The organism is uncultured Roseibium sp., assembly GCF_947494555.1.
Classification (GTDB): domain Bacteria; phylum Pseudomonadota; class Alphaproteobacteria; order Rhizobiales; family Stappiaceae; genus Roseibium.
The window spans coordinates 58,264-77,829 of record NZ_CANLVF010000007.1; the positions used below are offsets into that span (position 1 = coordinate 58,264).

Annotated in this window: 17 protein-coding genes; 5 read left to right on the forward strand and 12 right to left on the reverse strand. The window is 56.2% G+C overall.

From position 1 onward, the window contains the following. Positions 1-43 precede the first annotated feature (43 nt). The 7 genes from Q0915_RS27570 to glpD all read right to left on the reverse strand — a co-directional run bounded on the left by Q0915_RS27570 (position 44) and on the right by glpD (position 8,774). Positions 44-874 (reverse strand): dipeptide ABC transporter ATP-binding protein, encoded by an 831-nt coding sequence (locus Q0915_RS27570; protein ID WP_299483294.1) that lies wholly within the window; start codon positions 872-874, stop codon positions 44-46. 1 nt (position 875) lies between these two features. Further along, on the reverse strand, positions 876-1,712 hold the full coding sequence (locus Q0915_RS27575; RefSeq protein WP_299483292.1) for an ABC transporter ATP-binding protein: 837 nt from the start codon (positions 1,710-1,712) through the stop codon (positions 876-878). Between the two features lie 3 nt (positions 1,713-1,715). After that, positions 1,716-2,645, reverse strand: coding sequence for an ABC transporter permease subunit (locus Q0915_RS27580; protein ID WP_299483290.1), 930 nt, complete (start codon positions 2,643-2,645; stop codon positions 1,716-1,718). A 17-nt stretch (positions 2,646-2,662) separates the two neighbouring features. After that, on the reverse strand, positions 2,663-3,670 hold the full coding sequence (locus Q0915_RS27585; protein WP_299483288.1) for an ABC transporter permease subunit: 1,008 nt from the start codon (positions 3,668-3,670) through the stop codon (positions 2,663-2,665). 117 nt (positions 3,671-3,787) lie between these two features. Continuing rightward, a complete protein-coding gene (locus tag Q0915_RS27590) occupies positions 3,788-5,392 on the reverse strand; it encodes an ABC transporter substrate-binding protein (RefSeq protein WP_299483286.1) in 1,605 nt (534 codons plus the stop codon). 293 nt (positions 5,393-5,685) lie between these two features. Continuing rightward, complete coding sequence (glpK, locus tag Q0915_RS27595) at positions 5,686-7,179, reverse strand: glycerol kinase GlpK (RefSeq protein WP_299483284.1); 1,494 nt, start codon at positions 7,177-7,179, stop codon at positions 5,686-5,688. Between the two features lie 74 nt (positions 7,180-7,253). Next, positions 7,254-8,774, reverse strand: coding sequence for a glycerol-3-phosphate dehydrogenase (gene glpD, locus Q0915_RS27600; RefSeq protein ID WP_299483282.1), 1,521 nt, complete (start codon positions 8,772-8,774; stop codon positions 7,254-7,256). A 338-nt stretch (positions 8,775-9,112) separates the two neighbouring features. Between glpD and Q0915_RS27605 the strand changes: the two genes are divergently transcribed. Further along, positions 9,113-9,511, forward strand: a complete 399-nt coding sequence (locus Q0915_RS27605; protein WP_299483280.1) for a hypothetical protein — start codon at positions 9,113-9,115, stop codon at positions 9,509-9,511. Beyond that, the gene (locus Q0915_RS27610; protein ID WP_299483278.1) at positions 9,511-9,705 is read left to right on the forward strand and encodes a helix-turn-helix transcriptional regulator; all 195 of its coding nucleotides are present in this window, start codon (positions 9,511-9,513) and stop codon (positions 9,703-9,705) included. Before Q0915_RS27605 ends, Q0915_RS27610 begins: the two co-directional genes overlap by 1 nt. Positions 9,706-10,113: 408 nt before the next feature. On the opposite strand, the gene Q0915_RS27615 is transcribed toward Q0915_RS27610, so the two are convergent. Beyond that, complete coding sequence (locus Q0915_RS27615; RefSeq protein WP_299483276.1) at positions 10,114-11,175, reverse strand: N-acetylmuramoyl-L-alanine amidase; 1,062 nt, start codon at positions 11,173-11,175, stop codon at positions 10,114-10,116. Positions 11,176-11,490: 315 nt separating this feature from the next. On the opposite strand from Q0915_RS27615, the gene Q0915_RS27620 reads away from it, so the two are divergent. Next, positions 11,491-12,159, forward strand: coding sequence for a hypothetical protein (locus Q0915_RS27620; RefSeq protein WP_299483274.1), 669 nt, complete (start codon positions 11,491-11,493; stop codon positions 12,157-12,159). Between the two features lie 203 nt (positions 12,160-12,362). Here Q0915_RS27620 and Q0915_RS27625 read toward each other — a convergent pair whose 3' ends face one another. After that, positions 12,363-14,648, reverse strand: a complete 2,286-nt coding sequence (locus Q0915_RS27625) for a mechanosensitive ion channel domain-containing protein (RefSeq protein ID WP_299483272.1) — start codon at positions 14,646-14,648, stop codon at positions 12,363-12,365. A 290-nt stretch (positions 14,649-14,938) separates the two neighbouring features. On the opposite strand from Q0915_RS27625, the gene Q0915_RS27630 reads away from it, so the two are divergent. After that, a complete protein-coding gene (locus Q0915_RS27630; RefSeq protein WP_299483270.1) occupies positions 14,939-16,015 on the forward strand; it encodes a DUF2336 domain-containing protein in 1,077 nt (358 codons plus the stop codon). A gap of 53 nt (positions 16,016-16,068) precedes the next feature. Here Q0915_RS27630 and Q0915_RS27635 read toward each other — a convergent pair whose 3' ends face one another. The 3 genes from Q0915_RS27635 to fliI form a co-directional block, all read right to left on the reverse strand. After that, on the reverse strand, positions 16,069-16,503 hold the full coding sequence (locus Q0915_RS27635) for a paraquat-inducible protein A (RefSeq protein ID WP_299483268.1): 435 nt from the start codon (positions 16,501-16,503) through the stop codon (positions 16,069-16,071). Between the two features lie 204 nt (positions 16,504-16,707). Continuing rightward, a complete protein-coding gene (gene fliJ, locus Q0915_RS27640) occupies positions 16,708-17,115 on the reverse strand; it encodes a flagellar export protein FliJ (RefSeq protein ID WP_299483266.1) in 408 nt (135 codons plus the stop codon). 28 nt (positions 17,116-17,143) lie between these two features. After that, the gene (fliI, locus tag Q0915_RS27645; protein ID WP_299483264.1) at positions 17,144-18,469 is read right to left on the reverse strand and encodes a flagellar protein export ATPase FliI; all 1,326 of its coding nucleotides are present in this window, start codon (positions 18,467-18,469) and stop codon (positions 17,144-17,146) included. A gap of 371 nt (positions 18,470-18,840) precedes the next feature. Between fliI and ctrA the strand changes: the two genes are divergently transcribed. Then, on the forward strand, positions 18,841-19,533 hold the full coding sequence (ctrA, locus tag Q0915_RS27650) for a response regulator transcription factor CtrA (protein ID WP_299483262.1): 693 nt from the start codon (positions 18,841-18,843) through the stop codon (positions 19,531-19,533). Positions 19,534-19,566 lie beyond the last annotated feature (33 nt).

A 19,566-nucleotide genomic window follows, 5' to 3' on the forward strand; every position in this document is an offset into this window, starting at 1 on the left:
CGACTTTGCCAGTGTCGTGAATGCGTCGCTCCAGGATGCTGCGTCAGGCAGCCTTGGCCGCCAAGCGCTTGCGGATGCTGTCGACATCTGCGCGCGGCGTCGCCGCAAACAGGGTCTTGGTGTAGTCATGCTGCGGATTGTTGAACACCTCGTCGCGTGTCCCGTATTCCACGACCTCACCAAAATACATCACCATGACCTTGTCCGCGATGTAGCGCACAACCGAAAGGTCGTGTGAGATAAACACATAGGTCAGCCCCATCTCGTCCTGCAGATCTGCCAGAAGATTGAGGATCTGCGCCTGGACGGACAAATCGAGCGCCGAAACCGGTTCGTCGAGCACCAGCAGCCTCGGCTTCATCATGATCGCCCGAGCAATCGCAATGCGCTGTCGCTGGCCACCGGAAAACATATGCGGGTAGCGGCCATAATGCTCCGGTTGCAGCCCGACCTTCTGAAGCATCTGCAAGGCAAGATCCTGACGCTCAGCCGGTGCCATATCGGTGTTCAAGAGGAGCGGTTCTTCCAGAACGTGCCCGATCTTCTGCCTCGGATTCAGAGAGCCATAGGGGTTCTGGAAGACGATCTGAACCTTCTGCCGCATTTCCTTGGAGATGCCGGTCTTCGAAATGTCGATCGGCAAGCCGTCGATTTCGATCGAGCCGGAGGTCTGCGCGTCGATCATGGTAAGCATGCGCGCAAGTGTCGACTTGCCGCAACCGCTTTCACCCACCACGGCAAGCGTCGTCCCGCGTTCCACGTCGAGGCTCACTCCCTTGACTGCGGTCAGCGTCGAAGCCTTCTTGAAAAGGCCTCCCTTGATGTCGTAGGTCCTGTAGACATCGCGCACTTTGAGGATCACATCTTCGGACATATCAGAACCCTCCTGCTTCGGCGAAATCGCTCACGGTCGGCAGCCGATCTCCGGTCGCGTTTTCCGGCAACGCTGACAGCAAAGCCTTCGTGTAAGGATTTTGCGGGCTTTCAAAGAGGGACAGCACGCCCGCTTCCTCCATCTTGCGCCCCTTGTATTGAACGATCACCCGGTCGGCGGTTTCGGCCACCACACCCATGTCGTGGGTGATCATGATAAGCCCCATTCCGCTGTCCTGCTGCAGCTTGACCAGAAGATCGAGGATCTGCTTCTGGATGGTCACATCGAGCGCTGTCGTCGGCTCATCGGCGATCAGGAGCTTCGGCGCGCAGGCAATCGCCATCGCGATCATCACGCGCTGGCACTGGCCGCCCGACATCTGGTGCGGGAACGCATTGAGCCGGCCGGCGGGATCCGGAATACCAACAGAGGTCATCAATTCGACCACGCGTTCCTTGATCTGCCGTCCCTTCAGCTCCGTGTGCGCTTTCAGCGTTTCACCGAGCTGGAAGCCAACCGTGAAACAGGGATTGAGGCTGGCGATCGGTTCCTGGAAGATCATGGAAATGTCTTTGCCGATGACCTTGCGCTTTTCTTTCTGCGAAAGCGTCCTCAGGTCCAGCCCTTCAAAGTCCATCTTGTCGGCCGTGATTGTTGCACTGCTCGGCAACAGACCCATCGTGGCCAGCATTGCGACGGACTTGCCCGATCCCGACTCGCCGACGATTGCCAGCACTTCGCCCGGATCAACGGTGTAATCGACCCCGTCGAGGGCCTTGAACGGACCCTTGGCCGTATCGAATTCTACCTTCAGGTTTCTGATTTCAAGAAGAGACATGGGTCAGCTCCTCTTCAGTTTCGGATCGAGTGCATCGCGCAATCCGTCGCCGACCAGGTTGATGGCCAGAACAGTGATCAGGATAGCCAGTCCCGGGAACGTGACGACCCACCAGGCCCTCAGAATGAATTCACGTGCTTCCGCCAGCATCGTGCCCCATTCAGGTGTCGGTGGCTGCGCGCCCATGCCGAGAAAGCCGAGCGCGGCCGCATCCAGAATGGCATTGGAAAAAGAGAGCGTCGCCTGAACGATCAAAGGTGCCAGACAGTTCGGAAGGATCGTCTTGAACATCAGCCGGATGTGACCGGCACCTGCAACGCGCGCAGCAACGACATAGTCGCGCGAGCGTTCCGCGAGCACGGCAGCACGGGTCAGGCGCACGAAATGGGGTTGCAGGACGATGGCAATCGCGATCATGGCGTTGATCAGGCCCGGCCCCAGAATAGCAACGAGGACCAGCGCGAGCAGCAGCGAGGGAAAGGCAAGGATAATGTCCATCACACGCATGATGAACGTATCAACCGCACCACGCATATACCCGGCAACCAATCCGATGGTGATGCCGCCGACAAGCGCGATGGTGACGACAACGACGCCGATAAAGAGGGAAAACTGCGCCCCGTAGATCAGGCGCGAGAGGATGTCCCGGCCGACCGCATCGGTACCAAGAAGGAACTCCGCCTTGCCGCCTTCCTGCCAGACCGGTGGAACCAGAAAACTGTCACGATACTGGAAATCGGGGTTATGCGGCGCGATGAACGCGGCAAATACCGCCATCAGCACAAGCAGAACAAAGACGACAAGCCCTGCAACGGCGCCCTTGTTTTGTGAGAAATAGTACCAGAATTCGGCAAGCTGAGCCTTGGTTGCGCTGCGGCTTTCAGCTTCCAGTTTGGTGGTATCGGCCTTGGCGGCCGGGGAGGTCTCTGACATTTTCTTGGTCCCTCGGCTCAGTGGTGTCGGATACGCGGATTGATCAGGCCGTAAAGCACGTCCACGATCAGGTTGACCAGCATGATGATCCCGGCGATCAGGAGAAGGCCGCCCTGCACCACGAAGTAATCACGGCGCGCAATGCTGTCGACAAGCCACTTGCCGATACCCGGCCAGGAAAAGATTGTCTCGGTCAGGATCGCGCCGGCGAGTAGCACGCCGACCTGCAAGCCGATGGTGGTGACCACGGGAATGAGCGCATTGCGCAACGCGTGCAAACCGATAACCGAACTTGGAGTTAGACCTTTTGCCCGCGCGGTCCTGACATAGTCTTCTCCCAGCACCTCCAGCATTGCCGACCGGGTCTGCCGTGCGATGACCGCAAGCGGAATGGTCGCAAGCACGATGGATGGCAGGATCAGGTGCCGGACCGCGGATATGAAAGCGCCTTTTTCTCCTGAGAGCAGGCTGTCGATCAGCATGAAGCCGGTCACCTGCGGAAAGAAGTAAAGCAATGAGATCCTGCCGGATACAGGCGTCCATTGAAGGATGCCAGAGAAAAAGATGATCAGAAGCAGGCCCCACCAGAAAATGGGCATGGAATAACCGACAAGCGCCGTTCCCATGATGGCCTGGTCCGCGATCGTTCCGCGTTTGACCGCCGCGAAAATACCGGCGGGAATTCCCAGGCAGACCGCGAGGATGATGGCACAGAGCGCAAGTTCCGCGGTTGCGGGAAAGAGCGTCAGGAATTCATCGAGGACGGGTTTTTTCGAGGCAAAGGATGTGCCGAGATCACCGTGAAAGATGCCGATAACGTAGTCGATATATTGCTGCCAGAGCGGCTTGTCGAAGCCCATCTGAGCCATGAGCTCTGCCTTGCGTTCCGGATCGATGCCGCGCTCACCGGCCAGAAGATCCAGTGGATCGCCAGGCAGAAGGCGTATGAACGAGAAGGCGACGAGCGTGACACCGAAGAATGTCGGGATCAACAGGCCGAGACGGCCTAGAAGAAAGCGGAGCATGTCAGGTTCCAGATACGAAGGACCTGCGGGAGCTGACGCAAGTCATGCAAATCTCCGCCGGTCAAAAAACCAGAAGGCGCCGGCATTCCTGCCGGCGCCTTCCAGAGTCAAGCGGATTTACTCCGCAATGTCCACGCCGTCAAACCAATGACCGCCGAGCGGATCCATGACGTAGCCGGTCACTTTGGAGGACATCGGCATGAAGACGACGGAGTGCGCGATGGTTGCCCACGGAGCTTCGTCCTTGAAGACGGCCTGTGCCTCTTCATAAAGCTTGGTCCGCTCTGCCTTGTCGGTCACGGTCTTGGCTTTTTGAATGAGAGCCTCGAAGTCGTCGTTGCACCACTGTGCACGGTTCGAACCACCGACACCGTCGCAGCCGAGCAGAACGGCCAGGAAGTTGTCCGGATCGCCGTTGTCGCCAGTCCAGCCGAGCAGCACAGCACCGTCACGGTCGACATCCTTGGAACGGGACAGATACTCACCCCATTCGTAGGAAACGATCTCGACATTGACACCGACTTTTGCAAAGTCCGCCTGAATGACTTCCGCCATGCGGCGCGCATTCGGGTTGTACGGACGCTGTACCGGCATCGCCCAGACTTTCATGGACAGGTTTTCAACGCCGGCGGCCGCCAGCATTTCCTTGGCCAGGTCAGGGTTGTAGTCGTCGTCCTCAGTCGCCTCGTTATAGGACCACATGGTCGGCGGGATCGGGTTCTTGGCAGCCTGTCCGGAGCCCTGGAAGACGGCGTCGAGGATTGCCTGCTTGTTGACCGCGTGGTTCAGCGCCTTGCGGACTTCCTTCTTGTCGAACGGAGCCACTTTGGTGTTGTAGGCAAGGTACCCGACGTTCAGGCCCTGCTGTTCCATCAGCGTGAGGTTGCTGTCAGCGCGGATATCGGCAATGTCGGCCGGTGCCGGATAAGGCATGACGTGACATTCGCCTGCTTTCAGCTTCTGCAGACGTACGGCAGCGTCCGGCGTGATGGCGAATATCAGGTTGTCGATCTTTTCCTTGCCGTTCCAGTAGTCCGCATGAGCCCCATAGCGGATCACGGCGTCTTTCTGGTAACCGACGAAAGCAAACGGGCCGGTGCCGACCGGCTGCTGGTTGAACTGTTCCTTGGTTCCGGCGGACGCCAGCGAATCTGCGTATTCAGCCGAGACGATGGAGGCGAAGTCCATCGCAAGGTTCGCAATCATTGGCGCTTCCGGACGGTTCAGCACGAACTTGACCGTGTGATCGTCAACCTTGACGATTTCCTTGATCAGGTCCGGCATGGACATGCCGTTGAAATATTCCCAGGCTGTGCCCGGTGTATATTCATGCCACGGATGGTCCTTCTTCAGCTGACGCTCAAAGGAAAAGACCACATCGTCGGCATTAAAGTCGCGCGACGGCGTGAAGAAGCTGGTGGTGTGGAACTTTACGCCTTTGCGAAGGTTAAAGGTGTATTCCAAACCGTCTTCGGAGACTTCCCAGCTTTCTGCGAGACCCGGAAGCACTTCCGTCGTGCCGCGCTTGAATTCAACAAGCCGATTATAGAGAGGCTTGGAAGAAGCGTCGAACGTGGTGCCTGCGGTGTAGAGCGCCGTATCGAAGCCTTCAGGAGACCCCTCGGAGCAATAAACCAGGGTCTTTGCGGATGCGCCCGTTGCCGCGATCACGGCAAGGCTGGCGCCAAGAAGGGTTGCCTTCAAGGTTTTTTGGAAATTCATCAATCTGTTCTCCCCTTGATGAAGAGCAAGGGCCTTGCATCATTGACGTGTGCAAAGGAGTTAAGCCCAAGCCAGCGCAAACTAAGGCTTTTTTTCGGCAGGAAATCAACTGCCAACATATTTCTAATTTTGCCCCTGTTTTGAAATTTTTTTGCTAGGTAAGCCTTGCTGCCGTAATTTTTAACGCATCCACCCCCGCACACGGAAATGTGATACCGCAACGTAAGCACCCGAACCGGACTACGAACGCGCAAAAAGAAAGGCTCTCGAAAATACAAGAGCCCTGGAAATGTTCAATCCTGACGGGTGCGTGTTCGTTTGACCGCATCCTGCCAGCCGGCAAGCAGGCGCGTTCTGTCGGTAGCGGCAAGTTGGGGTTCGAAACGTTTCTCCAGCTTCCATTCCGCAGAAAAAGCATCCTCGCCCGGCCAGATGCCCGCTTTCGATCCCGCCAGCCAGGCTGACCCCAGCGCGGTTGTTTCCGCAACGGTCGGCCGGTCGACTGGTGCGCCTAGAATGTCGGCAAGAAACTGCATCGTCCAGTCGGACGCGGTCATGCCCCCGTCGACCCGGAGGACCGGCTTTTCGGCTCCGGGCCAATCGGCGCGCATCGCCTCAACGAGGTCGCTGGTCTGATAACCGACGCTTTGCAGCACCGCACGGGCAATTTCCTTCGGCCCTGTGTTCCGCGTCAGCCCGAACATCGCCCCGCGCGCATCCGCATCCCAATAGGGCGCGCCCAGTCCGACGAAAGCCGGCACCAGATAAACGTCGTGGTTCGGATCCGCCTGCTCTGCGAGAGCCTGCGTATCCCCGGCACTTTCGATCATTCCGAGACCGTCGCGCAGCCATTGCACAGCCGCGCCGGCGACAAAAATCGAACCTTCGAGTGCGTAGGTGGTCTTCCCGTTCAGTCGGTAGGCAATGGTGGTCAGCATCCGGTTATGCGAACGAACCGCGGTGTCGCCCGTATTCATCAGCGCAAAACACCCGGTGCCATAGGTGGACTTCACCATTCCCGGCTTGAAGCAGGCCTGTCCGACCGTCGCCGCCTGCTGGTCACCGGCGACCCCGAGGATCGGAAGAGACCGTCCGAAGAGCTCGGCGTCGGTTACGCCGAACTCGTCGGCACTGTCCTTGACCTCCGGCAGCATGCTCATCGGAATGTTGAGCACCTTGCAGAGATCTTCGTCCCAGCGGTTTTCATGAATATTGTAGATCAGCGTGCGCGCGGCATTGGTCGCGTCCGTCACGTGAACGCTTCCACCCGTCAGATGCCAGATGAGCCAGGTGTCGACGGTTCCGAAAACCAGTTCGCCCCGTTCCGCTCTGTCACGCACGCCTTCGACATTGTCGAGAAGCCAGGCGATCTTCGTTCCGGAAAAATAGGGATCGAGCAACAATCCGGTCTTGGCCGTGAAGGTTTCTTCCAACCCCTGGCCACGCAGCGTTGCGCAGAAATCCGAGGTGCGACGGTCTTGCCAGACGATGGCATTGTAAACGGGTTCTCCGGTCGAGCGGTCCCAGATCAACGTTGTCTCACGCTGGTTGGTGATCCCGATGGCTTCGACCCCGCTGCCGCCGTCGGGAGCCTTTTCCATCGCCTCCCGGCAGACACGAAGCGTGCTTGTCCAGATGTCCGAAGGTGAGTGCTCAACCCAACCTGATTTCGGAAAATGTTGAGGGAACTCCTGTTGGCCCACACTGATTGGACTGAAGCCACTGTCGAAAACGATTGCGCGACTTGACGTCGTGCCCTGGTCTATCGCCAAAACACATCCGGCCATGGCGCACCTCCCGAAATTCTTGTTTGTTCATGAAAGCTGCCGGCGGCAGTGCCGGCAGTTCGAATTCGTCCAGACTATGCAGCAGCGCCGGTCTGGTCCGCAAGGTGGCCGGACATGTAGCTGTCAAGGTCAGCCGCTTCTTGCTTGTTAAGTCGCAGACCCAGTTTCGTCCGCCGCCACAGCACATCGTCTGCAGTGCGCGCCCATTCCCGTGTCATCAACCATTTCACTTCATTTTCGTAGAGATTGAAGCCGAAAGACCGTCCGAGATCGCCAATACCCTTGGCATCGCCGAGGATCTTCCTGCCATCCGTCCCGTATAGACGGACCAGACGCGTTGCAAATGCCTTGTCAAGGAACGGATAGTCCCGCTCAAGCCCGGCAACTTCCTCATCGAAGGCATCGACCTTGAAGTCACCGCCAGGCAACGGCGCAGTTCCTGTCCAAAGCCCTGTCTTGAACGGCAGATGGTCTTCAAGCTTGGCAAGCACCTGTTCCGCGAGCTTGCGGTACGTGGTGATTTTCCCGCCGAACACCGACAGCACCGCCGCCCGGTCACCGCCTCCGTCCAGCTCCAGGACATAGTCGCGGGTGGCTGCCTTCGCGTCCTTGGCACCGTCATCATAAAGCGGGCGGACACCCGAATACGTGTGGACGACGTCGTCCGGCGTAATGTCCTTTTCCAGATACTCGCTGGCCGCAGCGCACAGATATGTCACTTCGTCCGGAGAGATCCGGACATCCCCAAGGTCTTCCTGATAATCGACGTCTGTCGTTCCGATCAGTGTGAAGTCCTGTTCATAAGGAATGGCAAAGACGATGCGGCCGTCACCGTTCTGGAAAATAAAGCAGCGGTCGTGGTCGAACTGGCGCGGCACGATAATATGGCTGCCCTTGACCAGCCGGATGCCCGAGGTTTCGTTTTCGCCGATCACGCCGTGCAGGAACTCTGCAACCCAGGGGCCGGCAGCGTTGACGAGTACGCTCGCTGTGACCGTCCGGTCTTCGCCGGTGGCAAGATCCCTCAGGACCACGGACCAGATCTTACCGTCCCGGCGCGCGCTGATGCACTTGGTCCGCGTCAGAACGTCAGCCCCGCGGTCTGCCGCGTCCCTTGCGTTGAGCACGACAAGGCGCGCATCGTCCACCCAGCAATCCGAGTACTCAAACCCCTTTTGGAAGAGCTTTTTCAGTCCTTGCGAAAAAGGCGCTTCGTCCAGCCGCACAGTCTTGGTGGAGGGCAGCAGCTTTCTGCCGCCGAGATGGTCATACATGAACAACCCAAGGCGCAGCAGCCAGGCCGGGCGCAGGTCCTTATGGTGCGGCAGGATGAAACGGAGCGGCCAGGCGATATGCGGCGCGATCCCCCACAGAACCTCACGCTCCTTAAGCGCCTTTCTGACAAGATCGAACTCGTAGTATTCCAGGTACCGCAACCCGCCATGAATCAGCTTGGTCGATGCAGAGGAGGTGGCGCTCGCCAAGTCTCCCATTTCAGCCAGCAGGACACGCGCCCCGCGCCCGACAGCGTCCCGCGCAATGCCCGTTCCGTTGATCCCGCCACCGATTACCAGAAGGTCATAGTCAGCCGTCATTGGCCTGTCTCCGGCTAGTGCGCATCTGCGCTTTGAAGGTCAAAATGAAAATAAAACGAAACTCAGCGAAATTCAATCAATGATTCACGCGAGACGACTTTCTTTGATTTCACGGCTCTTGAGACGCCAGGAGGACACGTTTCGCGAGCAAGTGATTTTTCGAACTTGATTTCGGTTACGACGCACAGAAGCGTCATCCGAAACCGCCCGGAGATTGAGAGAAGACACACCAAAGCCATCAAGAAAATCAGGTGCAGCACGCGTGATATGTAAAATGTCCTTTACATTTCATCAAGCCGCGTTATGTAAAGGGTACTTTCCATATTGGAGGTTCGAACATGACGGTCGAACAAGCGACATACCGCTTTTTCAAGGTCTTTGTCCCTGCGATGGTTGCTTATGTTGCAGCTACCGCCGGAATAGTGTGGTTCTCGGACGGCGGTGCTCTTCCACCCTTCGCCCTGTACGGTCTGACGCTCGTTCCGATTGGCGCGATTTTTCTCGCCTTTTGGGCACAGTGGCGCTTCGCCATGGAACTTGACGAGTTTCTTCGGCTCATTCAGATCAAGGGAACTTTGATCGGCATCGCCTGCATCATGATCATCGCATCCGGATGGGGGCAGCTTGAAAGACTGGCGGATGCACCAAGGCTGCCGGTATTCTGGCTTCTACCGATTTTCTGGACGATCCAGGGCCTTGCCACCACATTCATCTCAAAACGTGAAGGCGTCTTTTGATGAAGAACCGCCTTAGGGCGTTGCGTGCGGAAAGAGGCTGGTCCCAGGCCGTGCTCGGGGATCACCTCAATGTCTCCCGGCAAACAATCAACGCTATTGAAGCTGGCCGATACGATCCCTCCCTGCCCCTGGCCTTCAAGATCGCGCGTTTGTTCGACCGAAAGATCGAAGACATTTTTGAAGATGAGAAGTGACCGGACACGCTTTCGTTTACGAATGGCGAAACTGCCGGACGAGAGCTGTAGCGCTTCGATTGTCATTCTTAAGTGTGCGGGATTGAAAATTGAAATCAACCCGGGCCACCTCTCAAATATCAAAAGGAATGTCCTTGGGTCGAATGGGCTGCACGGACAGAATTTTTAATTGCCTTCCATTCTGACGAGGGAGTTGCCAGGGATGACCAACCGCATCGTGGAACACGGCCCCCTGGCTTTTAGTTTTCACCTGGACATATGCCAAAGGCTCCCGGACAGAAAATCGGGCCGGTTATGCAGCCGCTCGTGTCAAATGCAACTTGGAATGTCTGGCTGCTCATATCGGATTTTGACATTTCGCCCCCGATGAAGTTCTCCACCGGGGGCTTGAAGTTTCAATAAGTGAGCTCACGCGACAAGATCGAGTGCCGAGCGGTTCTGACCCGCGTAGCTCGCCAACGCGGACAGATAGGCTTCAGCAAGTGCGGGTTTGCCAATTTGTGCCATCAAATTGCGATCGTCTTTGTTCGAGCCGAAGAAAGGTTCGACCAGAATGGCTGGTGCTCGACCTGCATAAAGCGAGCGCCAACCGCGTTCGCCACCAGGCTGGCGGACCTTCACACCACGATCGGCTTTGCCAGTTCGACCAAACAAACCCACCAGTTCGTCCTGTGCAAACTCTGCAAGGCTTTGTGATGCGGTTGATCGACTCGCGAGCACTTCGCTGCCGCGTACGCTGGAGTTACCAACGCTGTTAAAGTGAAGCTCGATCGTCACTTCAGCGCCCCAAGCATCTGTTTCGGCGTAAACGGCGTCAATTTCCTTGGAATACGAGCCTGCGTACTGGCGATAGAAAATCGCCGTTTCGATTTCGTACTCAGATGCGTATTCTGCCATAAGCTCGGCAACAGCCGTATTGAATGGGTATTCACTCTCGTCAATCGGCGAAGTCGCATAAGCGCCCTGACCGTGGCTGTTGTGACCAACGACTATGCCGACACGCAAGCGCGCGTTTCTCCGGGGAGTAATTGGCACCACGGTATCGGTGGTGGTATCGGTCGCCTCCGCGAGCAGGTTGTTTGCTTCCTCGATCAGAGAGAGCACCTTTGATCGGTAAGCGGGGTCGACGGCATACCCTCCCTCGACCAAAGCATCGAGATAAGTCTCGACCGAGCTGTCCGCCGGTTTTTTATACGGACCTGTCTCGATGAATGTCGCATACCCATCAACCGTGTCTTCCAGCGTGGCGAACAGGGCATAAGTATCTTCACCGTCACTGGCAACGTACTGCACCGGTGTCGCATGCGCGGCGATACGGGGACGGTACTTCATCCCAAACGGATTCTTGTGATCGATGTAAAGCCGTGATGTGCCGCGGCCCGATTCCAGCAATGCTTGGGCCATAGCAATGGTTTTAGCCGCGTCCGTGAGACGAGTTGAGGCGACTATAGCTTTTGCTAAACTTTTCATCTGACCAATCCCTTCCACGTTGTTGGTCGGAACCTCTCAATGCTTCGTGCATCGATCGGCATTCCATGAAAGACACATCCGCTGAACAACCTGTCTTCAGATGTGATGAGCCGCGGTTGGTTGCGTCAGCTCATGGCTCAAGAAGTATGGATGAAGGATCAATCCGGGGAGGAGACGGCCTGCTGGCGATTCCGTCGGGACGGGGCCCGTCGGACCCCCAGTTTTCCCTGTTCAGCTTCTATTCACCTGCTTTGTCCCCATATCTGTCTTGTTGTCTACACGGTGTAGTGTCGAAAACAATGGTGAGGAAAACGCATGTTCGACGATGAGGGTCGTCCCGAGATTTCTGACACCCGTTGGGCGGGTGGAGACTATCTCCCTGGATTTGTGAAAGGGTCTGGTGACTACTTCACGAGGTCAGATGTTATTGCGAAAATTGAAGTAGAGGCTGAAGCTACCTTGCTATGGATGCAAGAAGGTACGCAAAGCTACTCTGGCTCAGGCGACCTGCGGTATGAGCCGTGGTGGCCGGATCTGCCGGTTACAAACTCCATTATCTTCAAATGCGGACGCGAGCGCATGCTCTTGGACCGCGCATATGAGCATGGGATCCTGAACTTCCTGAGGCGTTTGGAAGCCTGTGGCGTTATTCAAAAACTCAATGATCGGATCATAGATCTGGTTGTTGAATCCATGACTCCGGTCGTTCTGAACCAACTGGCCATGAAGTGCCATGCGGAAGGTGTTCCTGACGGGGTGTCCTTGAAGGAGCTCAGCAAGCTCTTTGGAAATGGCAAGAACACGAAACCGGCGAAGGTGCGGGATCGCTTCTTGGGCGACCTCGCGGCAGTAGGCCTATTCAAAGCCCGCGAGGCAGAAGGATGGGACATTGCAATCGGGCCTGTCGGCGATGCTTTTTTCTCCAAAGTGTATGCCCCGATCACAAACGAAATCGACATCAAGTACGCGGAGCCAAAAAAATGAACAACCTGTTCGCTGTCGCTTTATTTGCACTTTGCCTCGTAGGCATCTCAACACCATCTTTTGCCGGTCCAGGACAGGGAACAGTTTATGTTTTGACTAGTAGTCCTCAGTGATCGGGCCTCAATTTATGTCCCGTCTTGCTGTTGGACATTTCTGACAGATACGACGAAACCGCATTCTTTGGTCGGCTACCGCCCGACTCCTCAGTGCTCTTCACTTTCCGGTGGAGCGTCGTCCTCAGGTTCTGAAGCCTTGACCTTCTTCTTGCCGGCCTGCTTTGGAACCTCTTGTTCTTGCTCCGCATAGGGCGGTGTCGCGGCATGGTAGGTGACTTGCGGGAATGGAATTTCAATGCCGCGTTCGTCGAACACTTGCTTGATGTATTCGTTGTAGGCGCGTCCGACACCCCATTGATCGCCAGGCGTCGTCTTGATCCGCGCCCTAAGGTCGATCGAGCTGGCACCGAAGGCGGTCACGCCGTGCATTTCCAGATCGCCGAAGATTTTTGATTTGAAATCCGTCTCCTGCAGGCGCCGGAAGGCTTCCTCCATGGCCTCCTTGGCAAAGGCAATATCGGTATCGTAGGAAACACCGATAAGCGCGACATGATACGAGAAGCCACGCATGAAATTCGAGACCATGTCGACAGAAGAAAACGGAATGATATGGGTCGTTCCATCCAGGTCCCGCATGCGCACGGAACGGATCGTGATCCCTTCCACCGTGCCGGTAACACCGGCAACAGTTACGACATCGCCCTCGTTGATGGCATTTTCGATCTGAATGAAGGCGCCGGTAATGATGTCTTTCACCAGGGTCTGCGCGCCGAAGGAAATCGCCAGACCGACGACACCTGCACCGGCGATCAGGGGACCGATATTGACGCCGATCTCTGAGAGCGCCAACAGCGCTGCCATGACGATAATCACAACAGTGAAGGCATTGCGGAACAATTGGAAGAGGGTCCGCTCGCGCGCGCTGACAATATACCCGGCACGCGACTGAAGACGCAGATCGACCCAGGACATGACCGCCAGCCAAACGACGAAGGCGACGAGCAGCACCATGATGGCAGCCCCATAGCTGCTTACCAGCGAGAAACCGGCCTCACTGTAAATCCAGTCGATGACGCTCAGAAGGCCCCAGATATCCATCAGCAAGAGGATCGTGGCGAGGAAAACGACAAAGCGGATGATTTTCAAAAGGCGGGGAACGAAGGCGTTGAGACGATATTGCAGCGCTGGCAGTTTCTGATGAATGTCATCAGGCAACCGGATACCGCCCTTGATGGCGCGGGTCATCACCAGCGAAATGAGCATGCCGGCCATGATTGTGATGATCGAAAACCCGGTTGCCCTCAGAATAATTGTTGTCGCGTCGAAAGGACGTGTCACCCAGACCAGGAAAACGGCAAGGATGTAGCCGTATGCGCCGATATGCCAGAGATTGCCGAGATTGGAGAGTGCCCTTTGCGCCAGGACGCTGTGCATCGTCTCGGCATAGGCCTTGGCGCCCTCTCGGACTTTGACGCGGTTCTGTTTGATGAGAACCATCAGATAGAGCATGCCCAAAAGCACGATGAGGAACCTCAGCGCATTTCCCAGAACGAAGGAAACGGCCAGGTTTGCTGCCGGGACGGCCAGAAAGACACCAAAATTGTTCCAGTACATGTAGATACGCAACCGCGCGTACCAGTAATCAGACGCATCGTCGGAAAACGGCAGCAGTCTGAGTTCGGGACGCTTCGGTGCAAACACGAACCGCAACGCAACGTTCGCCATACCGGTTATGAAAAAGGCATTCAGCGCGAGGCTTTCCTGGATTGTCACGCCTGTGTCGAGACCGCCGAACCCGGTGAGCGCAACGAAGTAACCGACCCCGAGCCCTATAGCGACCGTGAGAGCATCGATAAGCGTCGTGACAATCAGGATCGTCGCCCGCATCAGACCGCCCCCATATCGAGCGCGCACAGCCATCTTGGGGTAGAGCCGACGGGCGGCAAACTGTGCCACCCAGAACGCAGCGTAGGCAGTCGCCAGGACGATTGCGACCTGCAGCACGACTTCGTTTACACGATCCCATTTGATGGGAATGTCCCCGCGCAAGACCAGCAGCAATCCCCTCAGGGAGTGACGGGACCTGTCCAGCACCACGCCGATTTCATCGGCGATAGCCCGCGTGTATTCGCCAACACGAATGACAAACCCCTGTCCCGCCGAGACGGGCTCCTCAGCGCCGTCCGCTGTTTCAGTTGATGCTTCGCCGCCGGTTTCGGGAGCCGGCTGCTCTTCACCTGCGTTTTTTTTCAAAAGTTCGATGAGCTCTTTGCGGCTGTCTGGATCGTTCAGAACCTTTATGAGCGCTTCGCTTGCCTGCTTCAGATCAGCACTTTCATCCGGTGCACCGGTGTCGGTTTGCCCGATTGCCGGAACCGCGAACAAGAGGGCGATGCCCATCAAGGCTGCAACACATAAATGCAGAGGTTTCATGCCAAATCCGCTTCGGTTGAGAGTGGGAACCGAACCCTTCCTCCAACGACAATAGAAAGGAACTGTGCCGGATGAAAAGCCATTCACAAAAACAGTCAACGGATTTAACGACTTGCCAAGTAGTGCGGGCAAAAAAACGCAACTTTATTTCATTTGGTCAAATAATCTTCGAACAATACAATTTCAGAGGAAAAAGATACAAACTAACCTAAGGTCAATTAACTGAGACCCACTTTTCGGTAACGTAAAAATAACAATATTGCATCATTCTTTCCCGCTACGGAGGAAAAATGGCAAGTTCGCTTATCAGTCTTGCAAAAGATGAGACCCTTGAGGGTCGGCAAAAACTGTTTGCCGAAGTCAGCAAGCTTGTCATCGCGGACCTCAACGAACGTTCCTCCAAGGAGCTCGATTTATTCGCCGAAGTCATGCTGATGCTCTATGGCAACAGCGACCTGGACGATCGGCTCCACCTTGCCCAAAAACTCGCACCCAGCGCGCAGAGCCCGGCAGATCTCGTATTGCGGATCGCAAAGGACGACGTCAAGGTTGCCATGCCGGTGCTGGCCGAGTGCAAACTGTTCACCCTAGACGATTTGCTGGACCTCGTGGCGCAAGCCGGCGAAGCCCATATGGTCGTTCTGGCAAGCCGAAAGGACCTGCCGACCGAGGTTTCGGATGCACTTGCGCAAAGGGGTGGCTCAGCTGTGCTTCGGGCACTTGCCGGCAACCAGGCTGCAAAGCTTTCGCGTGAGACCATGCACAAACTTGGAAAGCTGGCCCTCGAAGACAGCGCCCTCTGTGACGATCTCGTGCTTCGCCCGGATCTCTCGCCGGCTGTCTGCCAGGAACTGCTCCCGCTTGTGAACGACGACATCAAGAAGCGGTTGCGCAATATTATCGAAGGCTCGTTTTCGCAGGAACAGCGCGACCAGATCGCTCGGCTGAAGGTGTTGCGCAAGACCTTTGGCGAAGCCCTTAACACTCAGGATATCGGGTCTCTCTGGCGTGAGGCCGAACGCTCGGCGGTGACGCTGGATGAACTCATGATCCTGCTCTTGCAGGACGGTCGTTTCAACCACGCTATTGAATTGCTCAGTGCACGCGGCAGGATCGCACTGTCCGCCTTGAAAGACGCTGTCTTCAACGGGAAGCGGGATGTGGTTCTCAGGACTGCGGCCAAGGCCGGCCTGGAAATGCCGGCATTCGCGCTATTGGCCAAGTCCCGGTGCGCGAACCTGAAACTCCCTGCAGCGCAAGGTGCAGAATGGACTTCAGCTTACGTCAAGCACGTCGCAGAGGCGGCAAAGGCCAGGCAGTCCCGGTGTGACGATTTTCAGGCACGCCGCCGCGAAAAGTCGGCTTAAATCTTCCAGCCAGATACCACTCACCATAGCACCGTACGTGTCTGAAAGCGGGCCTAGGCCCTTCTGCACAAGCTTGCGGCGGCCGCCGTCGTGATGGTTGCCGCCGCATAGAACCAAAGGCCCGGCAGGATGGCGGCAGCAGCCAAGCCGCTGGTCTTGGCCGCGAACAACACGAGAGCGACCAGCATCACGTCAAGCATCGACCACTTGCTGACTGTCGACAAAAGCGCAAGGGAACGCGAATTGCCTCCGGTCATGGCCGCTATATGGATAAGGAGTATTTTGACCCCGGGAAAACCGATCGAAAACAGACCAACAATCGCTGCGAGTGCAACATCTCCCTGCCGCCAAAGCTCCGTGATCATCTCAATGAGGTTGGGGCGCTCTTCCAGGAAGTACAATTTTTCAAAGCGCATAAGCGGTTGCGTGAGACCGAGTGCGAAAGAGAAAGCCGATAGCGGCAAGAGCAATGCCAGAAACGTTCGCATGAAAATTGCTCCCCGCAGGTCAGGACAAATGGACTTCAGACATATGATTATTTGAGTGCCACATTCAAACGCCCCAACATACTGAATACGTTGATGGGATGCTCCAAAAGATAAAACCTGCCCGTCTTGCCAGACGACCAGGCATCTCTTTCAAAATACGACCGGGGCTCATTTGAGCGAAACCCACACGATGCGTCTTTGCTTCTAACGCAGGCGTGCTCGTGCAGCAACTTCGTCAAGCTGCTCCTGTTCGGCAATTTCCTGTGCAGTCCGCTCACGCTGATGATCGCGCTCTTCCAGTTGCTCGAACTTTTTCAGCTCTTCAATGGCGGCACTGAGTTCATCCTGCGCGCGCTGCAACTGGTCATCCAGTTCATGCGCGGAATTGCGAAGATTGTCGCGCCGGTCAGCAGCAGCTTTTGCAAACGTCGGATAGGCAAAATGGGTAACATCCGTGATGCCGACCCGCTCCTGCTCGGAACGAATCTGGTCATCCAGCTCATCGGCCATCCGATTGAACTCGGCAATCATGCTTTCAATCTGCGCGAGTTGCCGACGTTTTTCATCGACCTGGAACCGCTTCAAACGGATCAAACTGTCGCGGGTTTTCATAACTCAATACTCCCCTAACATGGGCAGTCTACTCCGGAGTCATTTCCAAAAGGTTGGCGAGTTGAAAATATCCGTCGGAAAGTGATGTTGATTCGTCTTTTCCCTGATTCAGGAAGTCGTCGATCAGTTCGAAACGGTGAATCGCTTCATCCACAGTAGGGTCGGACCCCTTCCGGTAAGCGCCCAACCGGATGAGTTCTTCCATGTCAGTATATGTCGACAGCAATTGCCTGGCCTTCCTCAGCACAGGAAGCTGCTCGGGAGGCACACAGCGCGGCATGGTCCGTGAGACGGACTTCAAAACATTGATGGCCGGATACCTTCCGCGCTCGGCAATCGCCCTTTCCATCACGACATGCCCGTCCAATATGCCGCGAACCGCGTCCGCAACCGGTTCATTATGATTGTCGCCTTCCACAAGCACTGTAAAAAGACCGGTAATCGATCCTGAGCCGTTCTTCCCCGGACCGGCCCGTTCCAGAAGACGCGGCAATTCAGTAAAAACAGTCGGCGTATAGCCCTTGGAGGTCGGCGGCTCACCGATGGACAGCCCGATCTCGCGTTGTGCCATGGCAAACCGGGTAATTGAATCCATCATGCAAAGGACGTTTTTGCCTTCGTCGCGAAAATGCTCGGCAACGGTCATCGACAGGTAGGCCGCCTGTCGGCGCATCAGAACGCTTTCGTCCGATGTCGCAACCACAACGACCGACCGCGCAAGTCCGTCCTCGCCCAGATCGTCCTCGATGAATTCCTGAACTTCCCTGCCGCGTTCGCCGATCAGGCCGATCACCGCGACATCGCAACTGGTGTTGCGCGCAAGCATGGACATAAGTACGGATTTTCCGACACCAGAGCCGGCGAATATCCCCATGCGCTGTCCTTCGCAGCATGTAACGAAGGTATTCAGAGCCCGCACGCCAAGATCGAGCGGACCGCCGACACGTTTGCGCTCAGACGCCGGTGGCGGCGTACTGCGAAGTTTGCGGGGCACTGCTCCATATTGAATAGGCCCCTTCCCGTCGATGGGCTCACCGTGGGCGTTCACAACCCTGCCCAGCCACGCGTCTCCTGGATGTACGACACTTTCGCGGGAACTGATGACCGCCTTGCACCCCATTCTGACCCCTTCAAGGCCCGAAAATGGCATGCACAACGCGTGTTCCTCGCGAAAGCCGACCACTTCCGCCGGAACTTTCGGGTTATCCTCACCGTTTTCGATCAAAAGCCGCGACCCGACACTCATCTCGTGAATCGGCCCCGCGATCTCGACAAGGAGCCCCTGAACCGCAGTGACGCGCCCGTAGATTTCGGTCTGCATGAGCGAATCAATCTCGGCGAAAAGCGCCTTCAAGGAAAATTCCTTTCTCAGTTAACGGATTTGGTAACCGATCGTTTACTACTCTGGTTAATCTTAACCTTTGGAAGGCTGACAAGCGAGAGCCATTTCGAAGTCAAAACGGTTTTGTTGAAAGGAATCTGAACGGAGTCGGTTAGATCGATTTCTTAATGTTCAACATTAAGCTTTGTGAATTCGCGTTTTTTTTGGGGATTCAACAAGTTGCTCGTTGTTCACAGATTCATTTCTTCGGAGCTTGCCGCTGCGAATCATATTTTGTTAACCATTAACCGATAGCTTTGAGTCGGGGTTAACACAGTCCTTCGTAGCAGGCGCCGACATAGCCGTTGCGACTTGCCCAGGAAAGGCAGAACAAGGGGATTGGCATGCGTGTATTGTTGATTGAGGATGACAGCGCCACAGCGCAGAGCATCGAGTTGATGCTGAAGTCCGAGAACTTCAACGTCTACACGACAGATCTTGGCGAGGAAGGCATCGACCTCGGCAAACTGTACGATTACGACATCATCATGTTGGATTTGAACCTGCCGGACATGTCCGGTTACGAGGTTCTCAGGACGCTCCGCGTCTCCAAGGTCAAGACACCGATCCTGATCTTGTCCGGCAACGCGGGCATTGAAGACAAGGTTCGCGGTCTTGGCTTCGGCGCGGACGACTACATGACCAAGCCATTCCACAAGGATGAGCTGGTTGCGCGTATTCACGCGATCGTTCGCCGCTCCAAGGGACATGCTCAGTCGGTGATCGTCACCGGCGACCTGAAGGTGAACCTGGATACCAAGACGGTGGAGGTTGGCGGTCAGCGCGTTCACCTGACCGGCAAGGAGTACCAGATGCTCGAGCTGCTCTCACTGCGCAAGGGCACAACGCTCACCAAGGAAATGTTCCTGAACCATCTTTACGGCGGAATGGATGAGCCGGAACTGAAGATTATCGACGTCTTCATCTGTAAGCTCCGCAAGAAGCTCGCTTCTGCGACGTCCGGGAAGAACTACATCGAAACGGTCTGGGGCCGTGGATATGTTCTTCGCGAACCGGATGTTGAAGCCGCCGCCTGATTGGCCGAACCGATAGTTTTGAAAAGCCCCGGT

Excerpts from the sequence above, each read along its gene's own strand:
- Q0915_RS27570 (WP_299483294.1), bottom strand. The coding sequence starts at position 874 with ATGTCCGAAGATGTGATCCTCAAAGTGCGCGATGTCTACAGGACCTAC.
- Q0915_RS27575 (WP_299483292.1), bottom strand. The coding sequence starts at position 1,712 with ATGTCTCTTCTTGAAATCAGAAACCTGAAGGTAGAATTCGATACGGCC.
- Q0915_RS27580 (WP_299483290.1), bottom strand. The coding sequence starts at position 2,645 with ATGTCAGAGACCTCCCCGGCCGCCAAGGCCGATACCACCAAACTGGAA.
- Q0915_RS27585 (WP_299483288.1), bottom strand. The coding sequence starts at position 3,670 with ATGCTCCGCTTTCTTCTAGGCCGTCTCGGCCTGTTGATCCCGACATTC.
- Q0915_RS27590 (WP_299483286.1), bottom strand. The coding sequence starts at position 5,392 with ATGAATTTCCAAAAAACCTTGAAGGCAACCCTTCTTGGCGCCAGCCTT.
- glpK (WP_299483284.1), bottom strand. The coding sequence starts at position 7,179 with ATGGCCGGATGTGTTTTGGCGATAGACCAGGGCACGACGTCAAGTCGC.
- glpD (WP_299483282.1), bottom strand. The coding sequence starts at position 8,774 with ATGACGGCTGACTATGACCTTCTGGTAATCGGTGGCGGGATCAACGGA.
- Q0915_RS27605 (WP_299483280.1), top strand. The coding sequence starts at position 9,113 with ATGACGGTCGAACAAGCGACATACCGCTTTTTCAAGGTCTTTGTCCCT.
- Q0915_RS27610 (WP_299483278.1), top strand. The coding sequence starts at position 9,511 with ATGAAGAACCGCCTTAGGGCGTTGCGTGCGGAAAGAGGCTGGTCCCAG.
- Q0915_RS27615 (WP_299483276.1), bottom strand. The coding sequence starts at position 11,175 with ATGAAAAGTTTAGCAAAAGCTATAGTCGCCTCAACTCGTCTCACGGAC.
- Q0915_RS27620 (WP_299483274.1), top strand. The coding sequence starts at position 11,491 with ATGTTCGACGATGAGGGTCGTCCCGAGATTTCTGACACCCGTTGGGCG.
- Q0915_RS27625 (WP_299483272.1), bottom strand. The coding sequence starts at position 14,648 with ATGAAACCTCTGCATTTATGTGTTGCAGCCTTGATGGGCATCGCCCTC.
- Q0915_RS27630 (WP_299483270.1), top strand. The coding sequence starts at position 14,939 with ATGGCAAGTTCGCTTATCAGTCTTGCAAAAGATGAGACCCTTGAGGGT.
- Q0915_RS27635 (WP_299483268.1), bottom strand. The coding sequence starts at position 16,503 with ATGCGAACGTTTCTGGCATTGCTCTTGCCGCTATCGGCTTTCTCTTTC.
- fliJ (WP_299483266.1), bottom strand. The coding sequence starts at position 17,115 with ATGAAAACCCGCGACAGTTTGATCCGTTTGAAGCGGTTCCAGGTCGAT.
- ctrA (WP_299483262.1), top strand. The coding sequence starts at position 18,841 with ATGCGTGTATTGTTGATTGAGGATGACAGCGCCACAGCGCAGAGCATC.